The 20,280-nt window shown below is 44.9% G+C and carries 12 protein-coding genes; 2 read left to right on the plus strand and 10 right to left on the minus strand.

Translation table 11 applies throughout. From position 1 onward, the window contains the following. Positions 1 to 36: 36 nt before the first annotated feature. The 6 genes from NHH16_RS12245 to NHH16_RS12270 all read right to left on the minus strand — a co-directional run bounded on the left by NHH16_RS12245 (position 37) and on the right by NHH16_RS12270 (position 16,869). Positions 37 to 3,801, minus strand: coding sequence for a YDG domain-containing protein (locus NHH16_RS12245; RefSeq protein ID WP_262069897.1), 3,765 nt, complete (start codon positions 3,799 to 3,801; stop codon positions 37 to 39). Positions 3,802 to 3,949: 148 nt separating this feature from the next. Further along, positions 3,950 to 12,715: an InlB B-repeat-containing protein gene (locus NHH16_RS12250; RefSeq protein ID WP_262069898.1), complete on the minus strand. Its 8,766-nt coding sequence runs from the start codon at positions 12,713 to 12,715 to the stop codon at positions 3,950 to 3,952. A 123-nt stretch (positions 12,716 to 12,838) separates the two neighbouring features. Beyond that, positions 12,839 to 13,627 carry a response regulator gene (locus tag NHH16_RS12255; protein ID WP_262069899.1) on the minus strand — a complete coding sequence of 263 codons (789 nt, stop codon included), beginning with the start codon at positions 13,625 to 13,627 and terminating at the stop codon, positions 12,839 to 12,841. Further along, on the minus strand, positions 13,627 to 15,474 hold the full coding sequence (locus NHH16_RS12260; RefSeq protein ID WP_262069900.1) for a sensor histidine kinase: 1,848 nt from the start codon (positions 15,472 to 15,474) through the stop codon (positions 13,627 to 13,629). Before NHH16_RS12260 ends, NHH16_RS12255 begins: the two co-directional genes overlap by 1 nt. Positions 15,475 to 15,604: 130 nt before the next feature. Further along, complete coding sequence (locus NHH16_RS12265; RefSeq protein ID WP_262069901.1) at positions 15,605 to 16,465, minus strand: AraC family transcriptional regulator; 861 nt, start codon at positions 16,463 to 16,465, stop codon at positions 15,605 to 15,607. Positions 16,466 to 16,548: 83 nt separating this feature from the next. Beyond that, on the minus strand, positions 16,549 to 16,869 hold the full coding sequence (locus NHH16_RS12270; protein ID WP_262069902.1) for a winged helix-turn-helix transcriptional regulator: 321 nt from the start codon (positions 16,867 to 16,869) through the stop codon (positions 16,549 to 16,551). A gap of 163 nt (positions 16,870 to 17,032) precedes the next feature. Here NHH16_RS12270 and NHH16_RS12275 point away from each other — a divergent pair, with 163 nt between their 5' ends. After that, positions 17,033 to 17,737, plus strand: coding sequence for a pirin family protein (locus NHH16_RS12275; RefSeq protein ID WP_262069903.1), 705 nt, complete (start codon positions 17,033 to 17,035; stop codon positions 17,735 to 17,737). A 1-nt stretch (position 17,738) separates the two neighbouring features. On the opposite strand, the gene NHH16_RS15775 is transcribed toward NHH16_RS12275, so the two are convergent. Continuing rightward, complete coding sequence (locus NHH16_RS15775) at positions 17,739 to 17,888, minus strand: AraC family transcriptional regulator (protein ID WP_416389393.1); 150 nt, start codon at positions 17,886 to 17,888, stop codon at positions 17,739 to 17,741. Here NHH16_RS15775 and NHH16_RS12280 point away from each other — a divergent pair. Further along, positions 17,852 to 18,217: an alpha/beta hydrolase gene (locus tag NHH16_RS12280; protein WP_262069904.1), complete on the plus strand. Its 366-nt coding sequence runs from the start codon at positions 17,852 to 17,854 to the stop codon at positions 18,215 to 18,217. The genes NHH16_RS15775 and NHH16_RS12280 overlap by 37 nt on opposite strands. A gap of 59 nt (positions 18,218 to 18,276) precedes the next feature. Here NHH16_RS12280 and NHH16_RS12285 read toward each other — a convergent pair whose 3' ends face one another. From NHH16_RS12285 to NHH16_RS12295, 3 genes are read right to left on the minus strand one after another with little or no spacing between them, the layout of a single operon-like run. Next, positions 18,277 to 18,945, minus strand: a complete 669-nt coding sequence (locus NHH16_RS12285; RefSeq protein ID WP_262069905.1) for a PIN domain-containing protein — start codon at positions 18,943 to 18,945, stop codon at positions 18,277 to 18,279. Further along, the gene (locus NHH16_RS12290) at positions 18,942 to 19,748 is read right to left on the minus strand and encodes an ImmA/IrrE family metallo-endopeptidase (RefSeq protein ID WP_262069906.1); all 807 of its coding nucleotides are present in this window, start codon (positions 19,746 to 19,748) and stop codon (positions 18,942 to 18,944) included. Before NHH16_RS12290 ends, NHH16_RS12285 begins: the two co-directional genes overlap by 4 nt. A 10-nt stretch (positions 19,749 to 19,758) precedes the next feature. Beyond that, a complete protein-coding gene (locus NHH16_RS12295) occupies positions 19,759 to 20,088 on the minus strand; it encodes a helix-turn-helix transcriptional regulator (protein ID WP_262069907.1) in 330 nt (109 codons plus the stop codon). Positions 20,089 to 20,280 lie beyond the last annotated feature (192 nt).

Here is a 20,280-nt window from a genome sequence, read left to right on the forward strand (position 1 = left end):
GGTATATAAAGAGCGGGCGATGGTATCGCCCGCTCTTTAATGTCTCACTCTTTTATATAAAAGCACTGAGAAGATTGAAAGCAAAGAGAGAAGCAAAAAGACTAATCCAGTAAAGACTGCACCGTCTCCAGAAGCCACCTGACCAGCTTTCGTTTTCGTAGTTTTACTAGGGCTCGCTACTGGCTTTTCTTCTATAATATTAAACGGAAGAATAACTGTACCGCTAAAGTTCCCAGCCTCGGTAGCACTAACGATTACTTCTGCCGTGCCACCCTTCACGTTTTTTGTATATTCCACACGGTAGTCGTCTGGCTGTAACAACGGCTCCAAGCTAGTAAGTGTAGGTTTAATCACATCGCCAGTGTATTGCTGATCTGGAACATTGCCAAACATAGATCCTTGTAATGGCTTCTTGTCAATGACCACCGTTTCACTGCCGCTGACATCTTCAAAGTTTTCTCTCACCACTCGGTAAAAGACGGTATGAGTTCCTGCTCGAGAAAAATCAGGACATTCCTCAGATAGCTCCTTCTCGTCTGCCGTTAAGCAATAGTATACTGTTCCCCCTTCCGGCTCAACCGTAATCGTGTGTTCTGCGCCGTCGTACTCCCCAGTAAACCCAGTCGCATTTACTGTTTGCGTTGCTGGATTAATCGCGAAATTCTTCGTAATACTGCCTGAATAATTCCCAGTCTCTGTCGCTTGCACCATGACACTTGCCTCACCTACCACAATATTATCTTTATAGCTCACCTCGTAATCACTCTCTGTAATTAACGACGGACTTCCGTCTGTTACCGTCACGCTTGGCGTTAACGCTTCCCCAGTATAAGTCTGTGCTGTGCTAATATCTACCATATCGTCTGCAAGAGACTTCTTCGTAATGGTAACCGAGGCGCTTCCCCACTCAGGATTATAGTTGCTTCGAGTAATATAATAATATGTGGTATAAATCCCCACATTGGTAAATTTAGCCGGAGTTATCGCTAACGTAGTAGTATCCAAAGTCCCCGCTTCTGCCGCTTCTGCCGCTTCTATAATACTAGCATCCTGACTGTAAAAGATGCTTGCGCCTTCAGCGCTCACAGCAATACTGTGCTCTTCGCCATCGTAATCCGCCTCATAAGAAGTAGGTGTAACGGTTTGGTCCGCTGGTACGATTAAAAAGGTCCGTGTTGCTGTGCCAGAATAATTCCCGCCTTCCGTGGCTGTTAGAATTACACTTGCTTGACCAACATCGGTGTTATTCTCATAACTTACACTGTAGTCGTTATTAGAAATCACTGTTGGGTCACCATCTGTAACAACAGGAGTTGGCGTAATCGCTGATTCTGTATAGGTAATATCGCTAATCGCAGCAATCATATCCGCTGCTATAGGTTTCTTGATTATACTGCCCTTTACCGTACTACTTGCCGGCGCCGCATAGTTATTGCTTGCCGCCCCCCATAAAGAATAATTAACCGTTACGTTTTTATTTACACCTGCACTTGCAGACTCAAAGGCAACACTTGGAGTCACGCCTACATCATCTCCTGCTAGCTTTCCCGTTATCGTCACCGGACTAGTCAATGTCGCTGAAGTCGTTCCATCATATATTTTATCCTCAGCTGCGATACCAGAGGCACTTAACTGTTTTTTAGCAACCGTCACGGTCACGTCATGAGTAGACTCTCTATATGTCGAAGTATCTTCGGGCACAAACTTTCTAGTAAGTGTATGCGTTCCAACTGGCAATCTATCTATAGATACCCCTTCTGCTACGACAAATGAAAATTCACCCTTGACATCTCCTGAACTCTCCCCTGTTAGAGCGATGTATGTCAAGGCATCGCCGTAAGTTGATACCACCCTATCTGCCCACGTAATGTCTGCAGGTACAAGTCTCTTGGTCAGAATAATATTATCAGAGATACTACTTTCCTCCGCTTGACTTCCCGGGAAACTTACAAAGGCCTCATAGATACTATCATCTGGTGGCATCCAGCGATCAAATTTTGTCTTTCCCTTTTCATCTGTCGGTATCGTTTGTGAATAAATAATTTTCCCACTTTCGTCACATACATAAAAGGTAACCGGTTGTTCGCTAACATTGCCATCACCTGTTAAAATCGCTTCTATAATAAAGGCGCCTTCTTCATCCTTTTCTGCCTTTATTTGTAATTCTGTAGGCTTTTGCTCGTCTGACGCTTTTCCATATATAGGGTAGATAACAACATCCTTGGTAACCTCAAACCTTAAGGGGTTATCCTTAGATTTATCTTCCGTATGAGCGCTTCCATCAGCGTTCTTCCATTCATCAAAATAGTATCCCGCATCGGGAGTTGTAATAATCTCAACCTTATCGCCAGCCTTATATACATCTCCATAAACCGTAGCTCCGTGAACGAGACCGTGAGCTGTCGCCGGATTATGAACCAACTTCACCATATAAAGATCCGTTGTGCTAAACACCGTGCTACCAATTCCATCACCTCGAGCCCCTCCGAGCTGATCTGTTGTCACCCTTTTGGCCGTCTCATCAGTCAAAGTACTCTTGCTCCATATCCCTTCGTAATTGCTGTACCAGGATCCATCCTCGTTTCTATAGGCAAAAATCGGCGTCTCTGCAAAAGGATCAAAAGCCGTTGGTACCCCTTGTGTTAAAAAGCCGGCTGTTGGACTTTTGAGTGCTGGCACCGCCGTATACGCACCTGCTGGTTGGTAGTTATAGGGCTGAAACACAGTACTGGTTCCCGTTTCGCTGCCATCAGCTGCTAATACTTTTGCCGTGGCGCCGCCACTAAAGATTATATCGTCTGAACCATCTTTTTTCCCGGAGTATGAAATCAGGTTATAGCCTGCAATCTCCGCGCTCGCTTCATGAGTAACCGAGCTAACCACCTTGTAATTCGATAAAGAAGTGCCAAAGACACTAGCATAAGTCGAAAAGTCATCAAGTATATACGTTCCGTCTGATAATCGGTAGTTATAGGCAAAAAGACAATTAACCAATACCGACTTACTTCCTCTTAAAGCACCGCCATCACGAGATGAATTATAAGTAACATTTCCCGAGAAGGTAGAGTTCATGATATAAGCCATACCGAAATAATCATTAATAGCACCACCAAGTTCGGTACTCTTATTATTGGCAAAGGTACAGCTATTCACATAAAGTTGTCCTTGGTTCTCAGCCGCGCCACCACCGCCACCGGCACTCAAGCTACGATTCTCGCTCATACTCGAGTTCTCAACTACCATAGTTGCACCGCCAGTATTTAAGAAACCACCGCCATAGTTCGCCCCATTGCGGTTAATAACCGAATTTATAATCCGTGTAACACCTGCATTGTATATTCCGCCCCCTGTACTTCCACTTCCACCACAGTTGGTGATAGTGACTTGACTTAGTGACATCTCCACACTACTGCCAACATAAATACCACCACCTTGAACATTTCCACCGGAAATTTTAAGGTTATTAATCGAAATATTCTTTCCCGCGGTGGCCGCATAAAAGACACGAAACGCTGAAGGCTTTGAATTAAGAATCCCCGAGTCGTGAAGACCTGGTTCTGGTACCCGAATCCAGTTACCATTTCCCTGGATGGTTACTGACTTGCTCAAATTCACTTGGCTCGTTACCACAATATCATAACTGATACTGATTACATCACCGTCATTAACTTTACCAAGCGCATCTACTAACTCCTGATACGTTGCTACTTCATAGGTCGTAGGCGCTGCTTCTGCGTCCGTTTTTGCTAACAGAAGGCATAGCCCCGTCGCCAATAGTAAAAACAACACTTTTTTCCTCATGTCTCATCCTCCACATAATCCCACCATTACACAAATTATACTTTATGGGATACTGCTTCACAATAAACACAATCTTTTTTTTTATAAACATTTAATAAAAATGAATGCCTCACTAGTCATATACAACTAGCGAGGCATTCGTTTTTTACTATTGAGATTTTCTTCTATCTCCAATCTTCACTAAAACTTTGTTTTTAATTATATGAAGTAAATAGCCAATAACTAGGCAAAGAATATAGATAAGCCAGTGCCAAGAAAAGCTTACGCTACTTTTAGCAAATGCTACCTCGACCACCCCTTCGGCGTCCTCACCTAGATAATAATAGCCATCTGACTTCTGCTTAAGAGTTTTCCCCTCTTCGGCAACCGTCTTAAGCTTATAGCCTTTATCAGCGCTTACTTCTACCAGCCGCTGACCTGCTGGCGTTAACCATACTTTCAATAATCCGCCTTCTAGGCGAAGGGTTAAGACTAGCTTATCCGTCTTGTCTCCCGTTTCCTTTTCAGGACTTTCGTCACTGGTGATAGTAACTTTATTAAGCACATCTCCATTCGCCTGGGTCGTCGTCTCTACTTGCCCGCTACTGGTACTGGCATTTGGTGCTGGAGTCGGTACCGGTGTCGTCTCCGGCGTCGGTACCGGTGTTGGCGTATAGTCCCATTTTGCGTAGAACACCAGGTTCTCCGCATCCGTCGCTTCTATTCGCCCTTTGGCAAGGGCATAGCTCGCATCGGCATACCACCCGGCAAATGTATACTCCGGTCGCTCTGGTAGCGGTATCGAAAAGCCGTTCTCATATTCACCGTAGATATAGCCACTAGGGGCATTCTCTGGTAACCACCCGCCATCTAAAACATATTTGACCGTATAGCCCTCGGTTCTCCAGACCGGGTAAAAGGTTACATTATACTCTGGCACTACATAGCTAGAACCAACTGCATAAATCGTCCCCTGAGGTTCTTCGCTTCTTGCCATTACACTAGCGGCATGAATAGGCTCTAAGACCTTTTCGCACCACCCAGTAAAGACATGACCTTCTTTCTCCACATCAATATCTGGTAGCACGATTCTTTGGCCGGCTACAGCATTCTCCGGTATCGGTGGTGTCCCCAGACCCTCTGTATCGTAACTAATAACCACGGGCACCGGTGCCTTTTCCCACTGAGCAATCAGCTCCGTCTGTCCGCCAATCAAAAAGCTGGCACCGCTTTGGTAAACGGTATTGCTAACCGGATCCAACCAGCCGCTAAATAGATACTCGGCAAGCTCTGGTGTAGTCTGGGTAACTGTCGCTGTCGTTCCGGCTTCATAAAAGAGTCCTTCTTCAATCACTTCTGGCGAGCCACCGTTCGTATTATATGTAATCTTATAGACTTGGTTCTCTTCAAACCATACCGCTCGGAAATTTACATCGCCCTTTGGCATGGCAAATTCTGCTCCAGGGGCAAAACGATTTCCGGCCACATCGCTCCAGCCGACAAAAGCATATCCTTCTTTCGTCGGTATTTGACTCGTAATCTGCACCTTGTCATTCTCCTGATAAGGCGTCTCATCTTGAATTCCCTCTGCATCATAATACACTCGGTATGATCGATCTTCTCGCTCCCATTTGGCAATTAATGTATACGTCTCTCCCTCTGCTAGGACTGGCAAGGTGAAGATCTCTCCTGGAAGCCAAGGTTCTCCGTTTTCGCCATCTTTTCCTCTTCCGTCTCGGTCAAGCCATCCAGCAAAAGCTGCATCGGCTAGCACAGGTTCTTCAAGTGGTAGCGTAACCGTTTCCTCGCTACCTACCACTAACGGTGCAAAATCACCAATTTCGTCCACAGCGCCCCGCAGGTCAAAAGCAAGACTACCTTGAACATAAGTCCAGGTCGCTTTTAGCGTCACCTTTTCGCCTGGATCAATTCTCGGCATAACAAACTGCTCCCCTGCCTCATATACCTGCTCGTTTCCGCTCGTATCTTTATAGAGCCACCCGGTAAAGGTTGCACTTTCTCTAGTCGGTACAGCAGTCGGAAGGGTCACCGATGTGTCACTTCCACATTCAATATCACCAAAGTCTCCACTACCGCCATTTAACTCAAAGACTATGTTACCTAGATTGACTTGCCACATACCGCTAAATGCTACTTGTTCATCCGGCATAAGGAAACTCTGCATCTCGCTACCGCCACTACCCTTTATGTAGATATCATCGGTGGTCTGCCAGCCTGAGAAGGTATAGCCTTTAAAGGGGCTGCCGCCCACACTCGGTTCTCCTTGCACCACCACCGTCGTCCCGTATGCGTGTTCCTGGGTCTTATCATAGGTTGGCGCTCCTTGAATACTATCCTCATTCGCTACTTGGTAAATTACCGGATGAGTATTTCTTAGATAATATATGCGGATTTTTAGTGAACCATCCGCCTGAATACTGAGGGGTTCATCAAGCCACTGACCTGGTAGCAAGCCACTGGTCTGGTACACGGTCTTGGTATAATCTGTTGTAAACCCACTATACGTGCGAATCTCGTTGACAATATCCACCAACTCGTCTAGACGACCTTTCTTCACTTCTGTTTCATTGACAGCATAGCGGTCATCCTCACTGGTATACTCACTCGCCTCCTGCATATGAATCAGCTCATACTCTACCTCGCCCTTGGCATAAATTGCGTACACCGTCAAGTCCGTTTTAAAATCATGAACCGTCACCGGCGCTCCGCCTTCAGGCTTCTCTTTGCTAATCGGCGCATCCGCCCAGTATTTAAACTCGTAACCCATTCGCGGGGTGGGCTGTCGATATTCTGATAATAAAACCTCTGTCCCGTAGCTCCGCGTCTGGATAGACGGTCCCGTACCACTAACCCCAGGGAAAGCTTCAAATTCTAAACGATACCTTACCTCCTCGTAAACGGCTGTAAAGCCTACATCCTTCGTAATCGGATAAGAAGCGACTTGTTGCCACGTCTCCAGATTGATCGTCTGCTCGGCATTCGAGATACTCCAGTATACAAAACGTTCACCCGCCTGTTCAGGGGGCTGTACTTCTGAAACTTGATTATCACCTAAGGTGGTATTATGAGCGATACTATATTCTGCCCCTTGTATCGGCGATCCTTTCTGATCCTTAAAGACAACGGTGTGTTTCACCTGACTCCATACAGCATACCAGGTCACATCTTCCGTAATTGTCTGCCGGGAATCCTCCGGAATATCCACCTCTCCTGCTAGCGCCTTTTCTTTCGTCGTAGCCCAGCCTAAGAAATTATAATTGTCAAACAATGGCTCCGGTACATTTTCGATAATTAATTGCTCGTCTTTTAGAAGGGTCAATTCTTTGCTTGTTCCTTGTTCTATTGCGCCCGCCGAACCATTCATATGATTAAACGTAACGGTCTTCGTATCTGGAGCCCACTGGGCAATATAGGTTGTATCCTTGGTAATCGGTATTCTTTCTTCCGCACCTTCTGGTGCAAAGATACTCTCTTGACTATGAATAATCCCTGTTCCCACATCTAGCCAACCACTCAGCTGATAATGGGTTTTGCTCACTTCTACAAGCGTTGGCACATTTCCGTACCCCACCGTCTGGGTTAGGTTACCACTCTGGCTAGTCGCCCCATTCACTTCGAATACCACCTGCTGAGTAACGGTTGCAAATTCGGCTTCAAAAGTAACATCATCCTTTATTTTAAGGGTTTCCATCTGTTCTTGGGTGAACTCCGTTCCCACTGCAAAACCATTATTTTCACCAGTGGCTACCACTTTCCAACAACAAAACTCTTTGCCTGCTTCACCACTCACCTGGGGATAGGCTACCGAAATGCCACCTTCTGTTTTTGGTATCTGGTATTTGGCTTCTCCTGTTCCGTCTAAATGATGAGAGTAGGCAACTTCTGCCACCTGCCCATCCCATATAGCTACAAAGAAAGCTGGTGCCTGAATCACGGTCTCTAGCATCTCTTCTGTACTGACAGCGGCAGCATCGTCTACATTCAAGTTAATCCAATTTAAAAGATCATGCCCTTGTAGTGTGGGAGCTGTAAAGCTATTTTGTAAAAACTCCGCCACGCTAACCTGATAGGGAATTTTAAGCTCTATTTTTTCAACTTCATCCGCTAAGCCGCCGTTATAAAAGATGGTAACTGGATACTCGGTAATCTCCCACGAAGCATAATAAGTAGTATTACTCTCAAAGGTAAAGGTCCGCTCATCGTCACCGATAACCTCACCGGTCGCCGCTGCTTCTTCGCTTATCGCCCAGCCTAGGAACTGATAACCACTTCTTTCAGGTATCTTAATCTTAGAAAACTCAAACTCTGTACCAAAAGGTTGGCTATACGTCTTTTCATCGCCATCTCCATAACTGCCGCCGTTTCCAGCAAACACGACTGAAACTGCTGCCTCTCGCCAAACCGCCTGATACGTTCGCCCAATATTTACGCCGTCTTGCTGGTCAATGATGCGTACCTCTTCTTTACCAATACTACCCACTCCATAAGTGATCCCTTCAAACGTCCAACCGACCAGCTCATAGCCGGCCTTTACTGGTGTCGGAATTGCTTCCGGATAGTCTTCTAGCTTCATATAGCGAGCGGCATCCACCCATAGCAAGGTTTCTTCGCTTCCGCTAATCGAACCACCACTTGGATCAAAACCGATTTGCACGGGAACGTTATTGATGTTGAGCTCTGCCACCCTAGTCGTATAGGTAGGTGTCGGATTTGGAAAACGATAATTTCCATTATCCGTGGTAACGGTTGCCGTTACGGTATACTGCCCGGCTGCTGCCGGTGGCTGATCACTATCGTAACCGCCACCGTCTCGGCTTTGGTAGCGATAACTTACCTTTAATAGCGGATCTATCTTTAATAATTCGTAGAGATTTAGCTGCGCCTCACCGCTCTGCGAGAACGTATTATACTCTAAATCCACGCTTTTCTTCGGAAAATCGATGGAATCAAGCTGATAAATTGCTCGCTCAATCTGAAAATCATACAAACTACTCTCGCCCCGATAATTATGCTTTAGGACAGCTTTCACACCGGCTTTTACTTCTTCTGAGCTGGCATTCACATTATTGATGTACTCAAGAGTATACTCATCCGGCGCTAGAAGCTTTTTATTTCCGTCTTTTACCAAAAAGACTTGCGCTTCTGGGTAATAAGGAAGTCCTGAATACACATAAGACGGTGTAATCTCGGTAAAGCTAAGCTGAAGCTCGTTCTCTGCAAGAGGGCCCGGGGTGATAACATACTTAACCGCTGTCTCTCTCCCGGTTGTAATTGCTTCGTAATGAGTCTGACCATCTCCCGGTGTAAATGTTGCGCAGACATAATAGGTACCCGCATTCGCCGGAGCCGAACCATCGGCTGCTCCCAGAGCAATTCCGTCTGCTGCCGTAGTCATCGCCGAACAATTTTCATTCGTATAATACGTATAGCGAATATTCGCTTCATCCACTTGGTTAAGAACGATTGAAGTGATCACTGGGTCTCTAAATGTAACCAAAAAGTCGCCTACTGATGGCATTGCCTTTTGCACCTCGCCGTTGTAGACCGCCGTTTTAGCTAGTCCAAATTCAACAAACGGCTCAAGACCATAGATATTTGCGCGCAAAGTCGGTCCTGTCTGGGGCAGAGTATAATTGCGAATGCTACCGTCACCTAACTCATCTCTTAAAGAAACCCCTGAGACATCCACCGTAACAAGTTTCGCTGTACCCGGTAAGGCATTATCAAAAGTTCCCGTTAGCACACCGGCTGTAAGTCCCACTTTACCAAGATCTGAAGCTGCCACACCGGTTATGGCTAGACTTCCTGTAATAGCAGCCCCCGTAGTACTATCATAATCTTTAGATAAAGCTGTAAGCCCTGATTTGTTCCAGGTCAATTCCTTCGGACGAATCTCTAATTCTTTGTTAATGATAATCGCATCCGCGCCTTCTGGAGTCACTTTTATCTGAACACTATAGTTTCCTGCTTTGATTGGCACTCCGTTCGTCAATTCACTACCACTAGCCGCATCATAACCTAGTACCTCGGTACTCGTGCCTTCGCTAGCTATTGGTAGCACATAGCTCTTTGGTCTGCCATCATAGACGTATGACTGGTTAAATAAATCCGGCATTGGAATAAATTCATGGGATAACTGAGACATATCCTTTGTAATGTTATCCTCAAGAGTAAAGCTTGAGGAACCGCTCTTGCCAGCATATGGATTATTGCTTCTAAGAATATATTCGGAGAAGACGATCTCTAGCCGCGTACCATCAATCCCATACTTCACCACGTGAATACCACTTGCTTCTGGCTTCTCACCGGTTTTTCCTAGACTCAAGGTAGCAGTCATCGTGGTCTGATATTCTGCAGATAACCCTGGGGCAAATGCAACATAGGCGCTTAAGCCTCCTTCTTTAATATCCGCTGGCGGGGTAATCGTGTATGTGTTTATCGTCCACCTAGCAAAAAGAGTTGCGCTCGCCACGTCTTTATTCCACGCTTTCGCAGAGGTTCCGTCCGCCTTATAATAACAGCTGCCATCACTACCCGTGCTGTCATAATAGCCAATAAAGGTATAACCTTTCTTCGTCGGCGCTTTAAAGCTGGGAATTGCAGGCATATTAGCTGCATAGGTCGCTGTAACAGAAGAGGCGTGGCTAATCTCCCCGCCATTTCCGTCGAAGGTAATCGTACTTTTCTTCGGTATCCATCTAGCATAAAGGGTTGCACTTGTTACGTCTTTATCCCATGCTCTAACTGACTCTCCCGCACCCGAATAGTATTGCTTCGCCGTACCGGTCAGCGCGTCCCAATAACCATCGAAGGTATAACCCACTCGCGTCGGTGCCGTAATCGATGGCATGGCACTTCCATAGGTGGCATTTACCGCTGAAGTTCCCGAAGTTCCGCCTTGTTTGCTAAAAGAGACTGTAGCTACTTTCTTCGTCCATCTAGCGTATAGGGTAAGGTCGTCAAAATAGATCCAATGCCCGGAGGAATCAATATAGGTTCTCGCATCTGTGGCATTAAATACTCCGTTTGCTTTGATTACCTGAGTGCCACTGGTCGTTGAAGTTGTATTGTAATACCCCTGGAAGGTGTGGCCAACAAGAACTGGCACACGACTAGCCGTATCTGCCTGATAATACCTTACAAAAAAGTCACTAGGGCTAGTAACCGTCTCGCTAACACCTGCCGGCCGATTGCCATTAAGAGTTATATAATAAGCTGAGTTGGAGGTATAACTACTGCTATAAATAGTCGAAGCATTCCCCCCATAGCCACTGCCAGAGCCTGCTGTGTGGGTAACACTCGCTTCCGTCGATTTATAAATCAATCCACCATAACCGCCGCTACCAGCTGTACCGCCAGAGCCACCAGAGCCACCCCAATAAGAACCTACATAAGCTTTTGTTCCTGAACCACTAAAACCACCGACAACTCCGCCACTGCCGCCACCGCCATTTAAGTAAGAGTAGCCGCTGCTGTTGTAATACGTGCCACCGGCTCCGCCGCTACCACCGGCGCCAGCGCCACCGCCGCCGCCACCGATCCCGGCTCCAGCTCCCGAATAGCCACCGCCGCCACCACCGCCGCCGGCTCCACCGGAATAATCATTTTTAAAGCCACTACCGGCATCGTTTTTCGTATTTCCGGTGCTACCGCCATAGCTGCCTCTCGCTCCACCAGCTCCGCCAGTACCATAGACAATCATCTTGTCCAGTACACGCAACTCTCCGATTGAGCCACCGCCGCCGCCACTACCACCGGCTGCACCTGGATTTCCGTCTTGTCTAGCTGTCCCTGTATCTGAATACACGCGCGTATAATACGTTGTTCCGCCACTAGCGCCGCCACTACCGCCGCCACCGCCGATACCAGCGCCGCCACCGCCGCCGCCGTAGCCGCCAGCACCGCCTGAGCTACCGTTAATTACATTCTCACCCTTATTAAAGTAAGCATCATATAGGCCTGATGAGCCACTCGCCGAGGCGGCTCCGGCCCCACCATAAGCATAGAGTTCACCGCCTCCCCTAATGTACAGATAATGCCCATTAGGAAGATAGATACCAGCGCCGCCGCCCGTTCTACCCGAGCCGGCCCCACCATAGACATACAGTCTTTTCCCCGTAGGAATAAAAATAACCGCTGGGTTAGTACTAGAAGTGGCATTCACCCTTAAACCGTGAGCACCAGATGAAGCCCGAATAGTTACGGCAGTATCATTAATGGTGTAGACCCTTCCTCCAGATAAAGTAGTACCCGCGCTACTTGACGTCAGTACAGTAGCACTAGTCGTTCGCGAAGTTCCATAAATCGTATAGACAGAAAAGTGAGTCGTTTTAAATTCATACGTATCGCCTTTAACGCTTCCAGGCATATGGGTAGCTTTCCCCGTATCATCAATGTGATAGACTCTTACGCTCTCTTTAGCCATTTCCTCTGGGATGGCCACCCGCACAGCCACTTGAGCTGCTGGCTGAATTTCTTTATCGTTCTTTTTTAGTGTTATATCTAAAGGCACACAAAGACCGCCCTGAGTACCACCGGCCTCTTCCGCAATCGCCAAAAGAGAGGCATAGTCAAGGCTCTGCTCGCTATTACTGTCGCCACCGTCGCTACCAACATCAAGCACCGAGATATCTTCGCTTATTAAAGCCTGATAACTCCTTTCGTCAACCGTCTCGCCACTAACAGGTGCGACTTCTTCTCTAGCTTTACTAGATGTTACCTTAAGGGGGGTAACCACCACCTGAGTGTCCTCTGGTAATACCTTCTTATTTGAAGCCGTAACCATTACCCCCAGTGCCGTATCCTCACTGGTAAAACTCACTCTGTTTTTCCAGTAAAAACCGCACCCTAATAGGACGATTCCCAATATCAAAATCGCCCCCAAGATAACCACTTTACTTTTTATTTTTCTCATAAAACCTCACTCCCTATAGACTGTCCCTCTTAATTCTTCTATTATAAACGCCGAGATATAACAAAAATAGACACCGAACGGGCTGAAACCCTTTAGATTTCAGCCCGTTCACATGTTTTACTCTTATTGAAGCCTACTCAGATACCCTGTAACCGTTTCACCCCAACTATACTCACTCATATACTCTTCCACATGATGCTTCATGTAGTCTTCGTCCTCTAAACATTCATAGTAATCGCAAGAGAACTTTGAGGTATCTACCGCTAGGCTATTCCAGCTTCTCTTAATTAGGTAGCCAATCCCCGCCTCCTCTAAGAGCTTTATCAACTGAGAGATAACCCGTTGGGTCTGAGTTCTTACCGAGTGATTATACTCCTTATCCTCCCAGAGAATAGCGGCTATTTCCGCACTACTGATTCCCGCCCCCCGTTTATGCACAAGGTAAGCTAGCAGCTCTTTCGGTTTTGCCCAGGAAATAAGTAATGCTTCCCCGTTAACGAATATACCAAAACCACCAAAGCACTTAATCCTTATCTGCTTGTCCGGCCATACCTTAAGGGGATTGCGAAGCCTCGTAAGCTCTAGATCGATAGCCCTAGCATCCGCCGGCTTCATAATATACCCACTAGCAGCTAGGCTAAATGCCTCAAGGGCAAATTCTTGATAGCCGGTAACAAACAAAATATTTGTCTTCTCATTAATCTCCAACAAGCGTTTTGCCAGCTCAATTCCGTGGATTTCGGCCATATTAATATCCAAAAAAGCCACGTCGACACGGTTTTCCTTGGCGTATTGAAGAGCCTCTTTCGCTGTCAAAAAGCTGGAAAGCTGGCACTCTGGTCTAGCCTCCCATATCGCTTTTTCTAACATCCTTAAGGCCGGTCTTTCATCATCTACAGCAATAAAATTCATCACACGCCTCCTTTCGGAAGAGAAATTACAACTTGCGTACCCTTACCTAATTCGCTTTTTATCTCAACGCTGCCACCGCACTTAGCCTCTAGACGATGACGCACGTTTTTAATCCCCACGTGAATCCCGTCATTATCCGTAACTAACTCAGGGTCAAAGCCGACACCGTCATCCTCAATAGCAATCCGCCAAGCCTCTTTATCTTCCCATGAACGAATGCGAATCCTGCCCCCTTGCGTCCGGCGCATAATTCCATGCTGTATCCCATTCTCGACAATCGGTTGAATCGTCAACGCTGGTAGCATAAAATCACTAGCCAAGATGTCGTACTCCACCTGCAGACGCTCCTCATAGCGCCGCTCCTCCAAGGATAAATAGGTACGCACATGCTCTAGTTCCTTAGTAAAAGGAATCAGACGCTTATCTGTCAAAGAGTTAAGATTCACTCTTAAGTACTTAGAAAACTCGCCAATGGCCTGTTCCGCTTGCTGCGGGTCGCGACTACATAAATCTTGAATGGCTAGCAGCGAATTATAGAGAAAATGAGGCTGAATCTGAGATATCATAATCGAAACTCGACTTTCCATCAATTCTGACTTTTGTCGCTCTACTTGCCGCGTCAACTCGGCTTCTTGACTCTTTAGCTTCTCCACCGTAGCCAAAATAGTAGCCGTCATTAAAAACAAGGAAAAGGCAACCATCAGAGGCTGGGTAAGTGAGAAATGAAGCCAAGACAGGCGCAAGCGAAAAAAACCGGTATCCCAGACAAAAGCAAAGATAGCCAGTCCTGCCCCTGCTAGCATGATTTTCTGGGAAAAATCGATTTTTCGTCCCCTGATAGCTAGAATAATCGCTAGGACTAAGACACCTAGTAACAGATGAATCAATTGGTTCGTGTAGCGAGTATGTCCTAGGAACGTCCGCCAAGGAAGAACGATAACTGCCACCACGCCGACCACGCAAATACCTATCTCCGTTAGACGTAGCCACTTAGGGATAGTCCCCGGAAAAGCTTCCGTATATATCAGCACAAGCAAAAGTAGCGTCAAAGGTCCCGTAATAATCTCTAGCTTATACACCAAGGACCATTCTAAGAAGGGCATCAGGGTTAGTAGCGGTTTTGTACTCGTTAGGCTTGTCCGAATCCCCCATACCACTGCCAAAAGCGCAAGCCAACCATTCACCCTATAACTAGGCAAGACCAATAATAGCAGGAGACCAATAAGCATCAAAATAACATCCCAAGCCATTACCACCACTGCTGTCAGCGTTTGGCGGACATAGCTGGTACGCATGTATTCGTAATCACCAATTTTCCAACTCATCCCACTAGAAGAATCAATATTTGCATAGCTACTAGTCTGAATAAGGATTTCAATCACCCCGTCATGAGGTTCAGCACTAAACAAGCGGAAAGACTCACTGGCCTCTTCCTCTTCAGCTGTTAAGCCAATCTTCCCTTCATCGAAGAGCCACTTTCCATTCAGATATAAGGAGCTAGCATAATTAACCGAATAGCCGCTAATCCCGTACTGCTGATTATCAGGTACCAAAACCCGAATCCGCATCGTACAAATGCCTGTCTCCTCTGGCACATTCCCCACTTGAATATTTTCGCTTTTGGCAAACTCTTCTGGCGATAGAAACGCCCCAGGTACGTATTCTACTGTACGAGAAATTTGTGCCATCTGCCTTTCAAGATTAAGCTCACGCAAATCAAACGTTCCCGTATCAGACTCAACTAACACCTGGCGATTCATATTCTGCACTTGCCAAAGTCCCAAACACAGCAAGGCAAAGAACACCAAGAGCACCACCAACATATATTCCGATCTCTTTTTTGACAAAACCATCCCCCGTTCCATTCGTTTTGTGAATTGATTTTACCATAATTAACATATTTTCCACAATACAAACAAACAGGTATCGCAAAACAAGGAGCCCTTAAGGCTCCTCGCTTACACTTTCCCTATTCGCTTATGCTTTCTTCTTTACCGGAATCCACAGCTCGCTGTAGTAGTTCTCATCCTGCACGCCCTTTGCGTACTTTGCCGGGTCCTCATACATTTCAATACAGTACCCCGCGGCAATTTCGTAGTCCTTACAATTAGGTAACCACTCCGAGTAGATCTTCTTATTAAGCTCCTGCATAACTCGTGGCATCGCTCCCTTACAAGGGAATACGGCCCAGGTAAACGAAGGAATCACCTTTGTCTCGAAGCCCTCAGGGGTATCTTTTGCCGGGTTATAATTATCGGCAATTAGGTACTGAAACTCGTTACCAGCCATGGACTCATCCATATTGATGCCGTATAGCGAGCAGATCTCTTTTCCTGCTGCCATCTGCTGGAACTCTCCCCAGAGCTTCGGCACTTCTGTCTGCGCTTCTTCGTACTTAAATGTCCGCATTAACCCTACTACCGCAAATTCCCCTTTTTCTACAATCTTATAATCCATTGAATAGCCTCCTTCTAGTGCAAATTTAATAGTAAGGGGCGCAAATGATTTAATACTTGCACCGCCTTTTCGCACAGCAGATGGCGTACTTCCGTGAAAGCGAGTGAATGCCTTCGTGAAACTATCTGGTGAATCGTAACCGTATTTGAGAGCAATTTCGATAATCTTCGCATCTGTCGCCATAAGCTCGCTGCCGGCAAGAGCTAGCCGGCGACTTCTGATATAGTCCGCCACCGTAAAGTCACACAGCATTGCGAAGCCCTTCTGAAAATAGAAAGGTGAAAGATTCACCGCTCCAGCAATTTCGGCAATGGTGATTTCTTCCGTTATGTGCTCTTCGATATAACCGATTGCATCACTGATACATTCTGTCCATCTCACGCTTTTCACCTCCTGATGTGTGTCACTATTATCTGCTTTTAGAGGGAGACTTTCCCGACTTTTTATGCTTAGATTTGTCTGCTTCACCCTTGGTACTCCGATGCCCAGCACTGCATCTCGCCAATCACCTTTGATAAGCCCATGCCGCTTTCGGAAAGCTTATACTCTACCCGCACTGGCACTTCGGGATAAACCGTACGAATCACAATCCCTTGTTCCTCTAATATCCGTAGGTTATCGGTTAACACTTTCTGACTCACATTCTTTAACAAGCGCTTCAGCTCATTGAAGCGTTTTTCACCGTCTAAAAGATAGTAAATAATTAGCGGTCGCCATTTGTTCCCGATAATCTGCACTGTCACCTCTATAGGACAGGTTGCCTCTTTATTCTCACATACACCCATTGTCAATTCCTTCCTTTTCCATTCCTCTAATATTCACAGGGGTAAATCCCGTTAGTTACTAAAAGGTACCTAGGCTACTTTATTGTGCCTAGTTGCTTTTTTAATTATTGGTATTATAATATAAGTATAACAAAAACACAATACAAATTAAGGAGTGATTTATATGCTTAGATACTTAGATAGTGACAATTTTGGAACCAGTGACTTAGGATGGCTAAATAGCCACTTCCACTTTTCATTTGCCGGATATTATAATCCTGATAACATCCAGTTTGGTGTACTTCGGGTTATGAATGATGACTTGGTAATGCCCGGAACAGGCTTTGATACCCATCCTCATCAGGATATGGAGATTATTTCTTACGTAGTAGATGGTGAGCTTTCTCACAAGGACAGCATGGGAAGTGAACAGACTTTAACGAGAGGACAAGTGCAGTATATGAGTGCCGGTACCGGTGTCACTCATAGTGAATATAACCACGGTAAAGATATGCTCCACTTCTTCCAGATTTGGATTTTCCCGGATAAAAATGGTCATACCCCTAACTATGGCGACTTCCGCTTCGACTGGAACGACCGTAAGGATAAATGGATGAAGATCGCCTCTGGTGATGGCAACAGTGAATTCCCAATTCAGATTCACCAGGACGTTCATGTATATGCAACAGAAGTAAGCGCTGGTAATAGCCAGTCCTTTACTGTCGAAAAAGGACGTCAAGCTTATCTTGCTTTAGTTGAAGGTAACGCTACCGTAAATGGCATCCCGATGAAATCTCGGGACGGTATGGAGATTACGGAAGAAGCGATTACTATTGAAGCTGAAAAAGATGCTCATTTCCTTTTAATTGAAATGAAGAAATTGAAATAATCTAACCCTCCCTTCCCTCTTTACGCCTCATCAATCGATATTGATGGGGCGTTAATTGATAGGTCGCTTTAAATTGCTGAATAAATGACTTTTTGTTAGGAAACCCTGACTCAAATGCAATTTCCTCTAAATTCGCGTCTGATTGAAGCATTTCGTCTCAGCGGAAAGATGTTTACTGTTCCAGACTTTATGACGAACACCTCTTGGATTTTTGGTTCAGAAGAAGAGTTTCTCGCTTCTGATAACCACGTCTACAATCTAATAGATCATTTGGCCAGTTCAGGTGCCAAGTTTCCACGGATTTATCACAGCTGCGGCGAGCAAGACCCATTATATTCGCTAAACTGCCAGCTTAAAGATAAGTTTGAAACCCTTGGTAATCATCTCGATTACCAGTGGCAAAGCCTACCTGGTGAACATAACTGGGACTTCTGGGATCCTGAACTAAAGAAGATTATGAGCTTCATGAAGTTAATATAAGAACGTAATTACAAAAGGCTATTTAGTCAACTATAATGCAGTTGACCAAATAGCCTAATTTAATCCTCACTTAACAACGAGCGTAATTCATTAAATTTTGCTTTCTTATTAATATTATACGTTTTGACGTATTCATTCATCCATTCTTTTTCTGAAGCTTGAAATGGACTCACTACAAAACGGTTTATAAAGCGAGCAATGTGAGATTTCATGCTCCATTTCAAATCTGAAGTGTTATTAATCACATCAAATTTAGCTTTTGTTACACTCGCGCTAAAGTCCCCTCTTAGATAAAGCAATATCAAAAGATCAACGTAGTTTAATGGCACAATCTCATTATCCATGAATTGCAACAACGATGTATATGGACCGCCTTGTTTGATGTCGTCTGTAATAAGAGACCAGATTCCTAATGTTTGCGCTAGCGAAATCGCATAAACTTCCCCTAAGTCTTGTGGTGAATAAAGGCTACGATTCTCCTTTACGTATTCTCTAAATAGACACAAGACACCTCGCTCCTTTAAGCCTTCATCCGTTACCACATTTATTTTTCCTTCTCTAACATCAGTATCAAATTCTTCAAGAATATCCCTACCGTGATTTGTCATTTCTACGTCACGTATCTGGCTATACACATATAGCTTTTGAGGAAAATATGAAAATAGGAGCTCTTTTTCGCCTGCACGATATAAATGAATAATCACATTCGTATCTAAAGACGCCTTCAATCATCCAACCTCCCCAGCAAATCATCCAAATTCAAATCTTCTGCAATTTTTTTAGTCGTATCAATTCCGACATCACTGGGCTTAAGTTTTAAGAAGTTTAATGACTTTTCAAGAGTTTCCTGTGGAATCACACGATTTTCATAATTATATAGCACCCATTTTAAAAACTCGTCCGGTATGGCAATCACTTCGCTAGCTTTATTTATATTACAAGAATCATCTAATATCCTAACATAATTAGATACACTATTTGCAGATTTCTCTAGTGTCAAACGGTGACGATTTACACTATCTAATAAACTTAAATTTTGCAAACGATTCAAGCACGCTTCGAAACTTAGATTAAAAGCAATCATCATCTTCGCAATGTCTAATGCTGCCCATGCAGATTGGCTATTTGGCATCTCATATTCCACATACTTTCTAACCAAGTCCTTAGGAGCTAAAAACGAAATCGCAAAATGATTTGCTTCTTCTTCCTCGTCACTTGTACCATCAAAATTGTCATCAATGATTTCACTTTTGTCCTCACTCAGATGCAACACGTGATGTCCCAGCTCATGTGCAACAGTAAATATTTCCCTTGAAAGTCTTGATGAAGAATTTGAGAATATTATCTTATCGCCGTCTCGTAACTGAGCAAACCCTAAAACATTCTCCTCACCAATAGGATAGCGGATTAACTTATAACCTCTATCTCTACAATCACGAAAAATATTGACGATTCCGTATGCGTTCTTTATATACTGCTCTCGTTCCCTGTCTGCACACATTTCGATTGTTTTTTTCTTTTGATCTAACATTTTACCCCCATTACTCTTGGTTAGTCACCTTCATGTATGCGCGTTTATTGGCATAGAAAATATCAATCATTTCTAAAACCTCGTTTACAGAATCCGCTTTAGAACTTGCATTCCGATACGAAACTGCTTGCCTTTTCTCTAAAACACAGGTGATATCACTGACTGTAACGTCTAAAATGGTGCTAATTTTCTGAAGATTATCTAAGGTGACATCGTTAATACCATTTTCAATTCGTGCATATTTTTGGCGGCTAACGCCCATACTATTTGCCACAAATTCTTGGGTTAACCCTTTACTTGTTCGCAAATCGCGAATTCGATCTCCCAGTACTTTGTTCATCTGAACACTCCCTTTCTAAGTAACGGTTATTCACATATATTATATAGGGAAAAGAATTATCAATCAAGTTTTATGTTTTATTTTTGTAACATTTTAAGATAAATTTAATTAATATGTTCCGTTTTTATTACGTGCTTTATCGAGTAGGAGGCGGTGACTAACCGCCGTCCTCTCACAGCACCGTACGTACCG

The sequence above is a fragment of the Ohessyouella blattaphilus genome (genome assembly GCF_024721265.1).
Classification (GTDB): Bacteria; Bacillota; Clostridia; order Lachnospirales; family Lachnospiraceae; genus Aequitasia; species Aequitasia blattaphilus_A.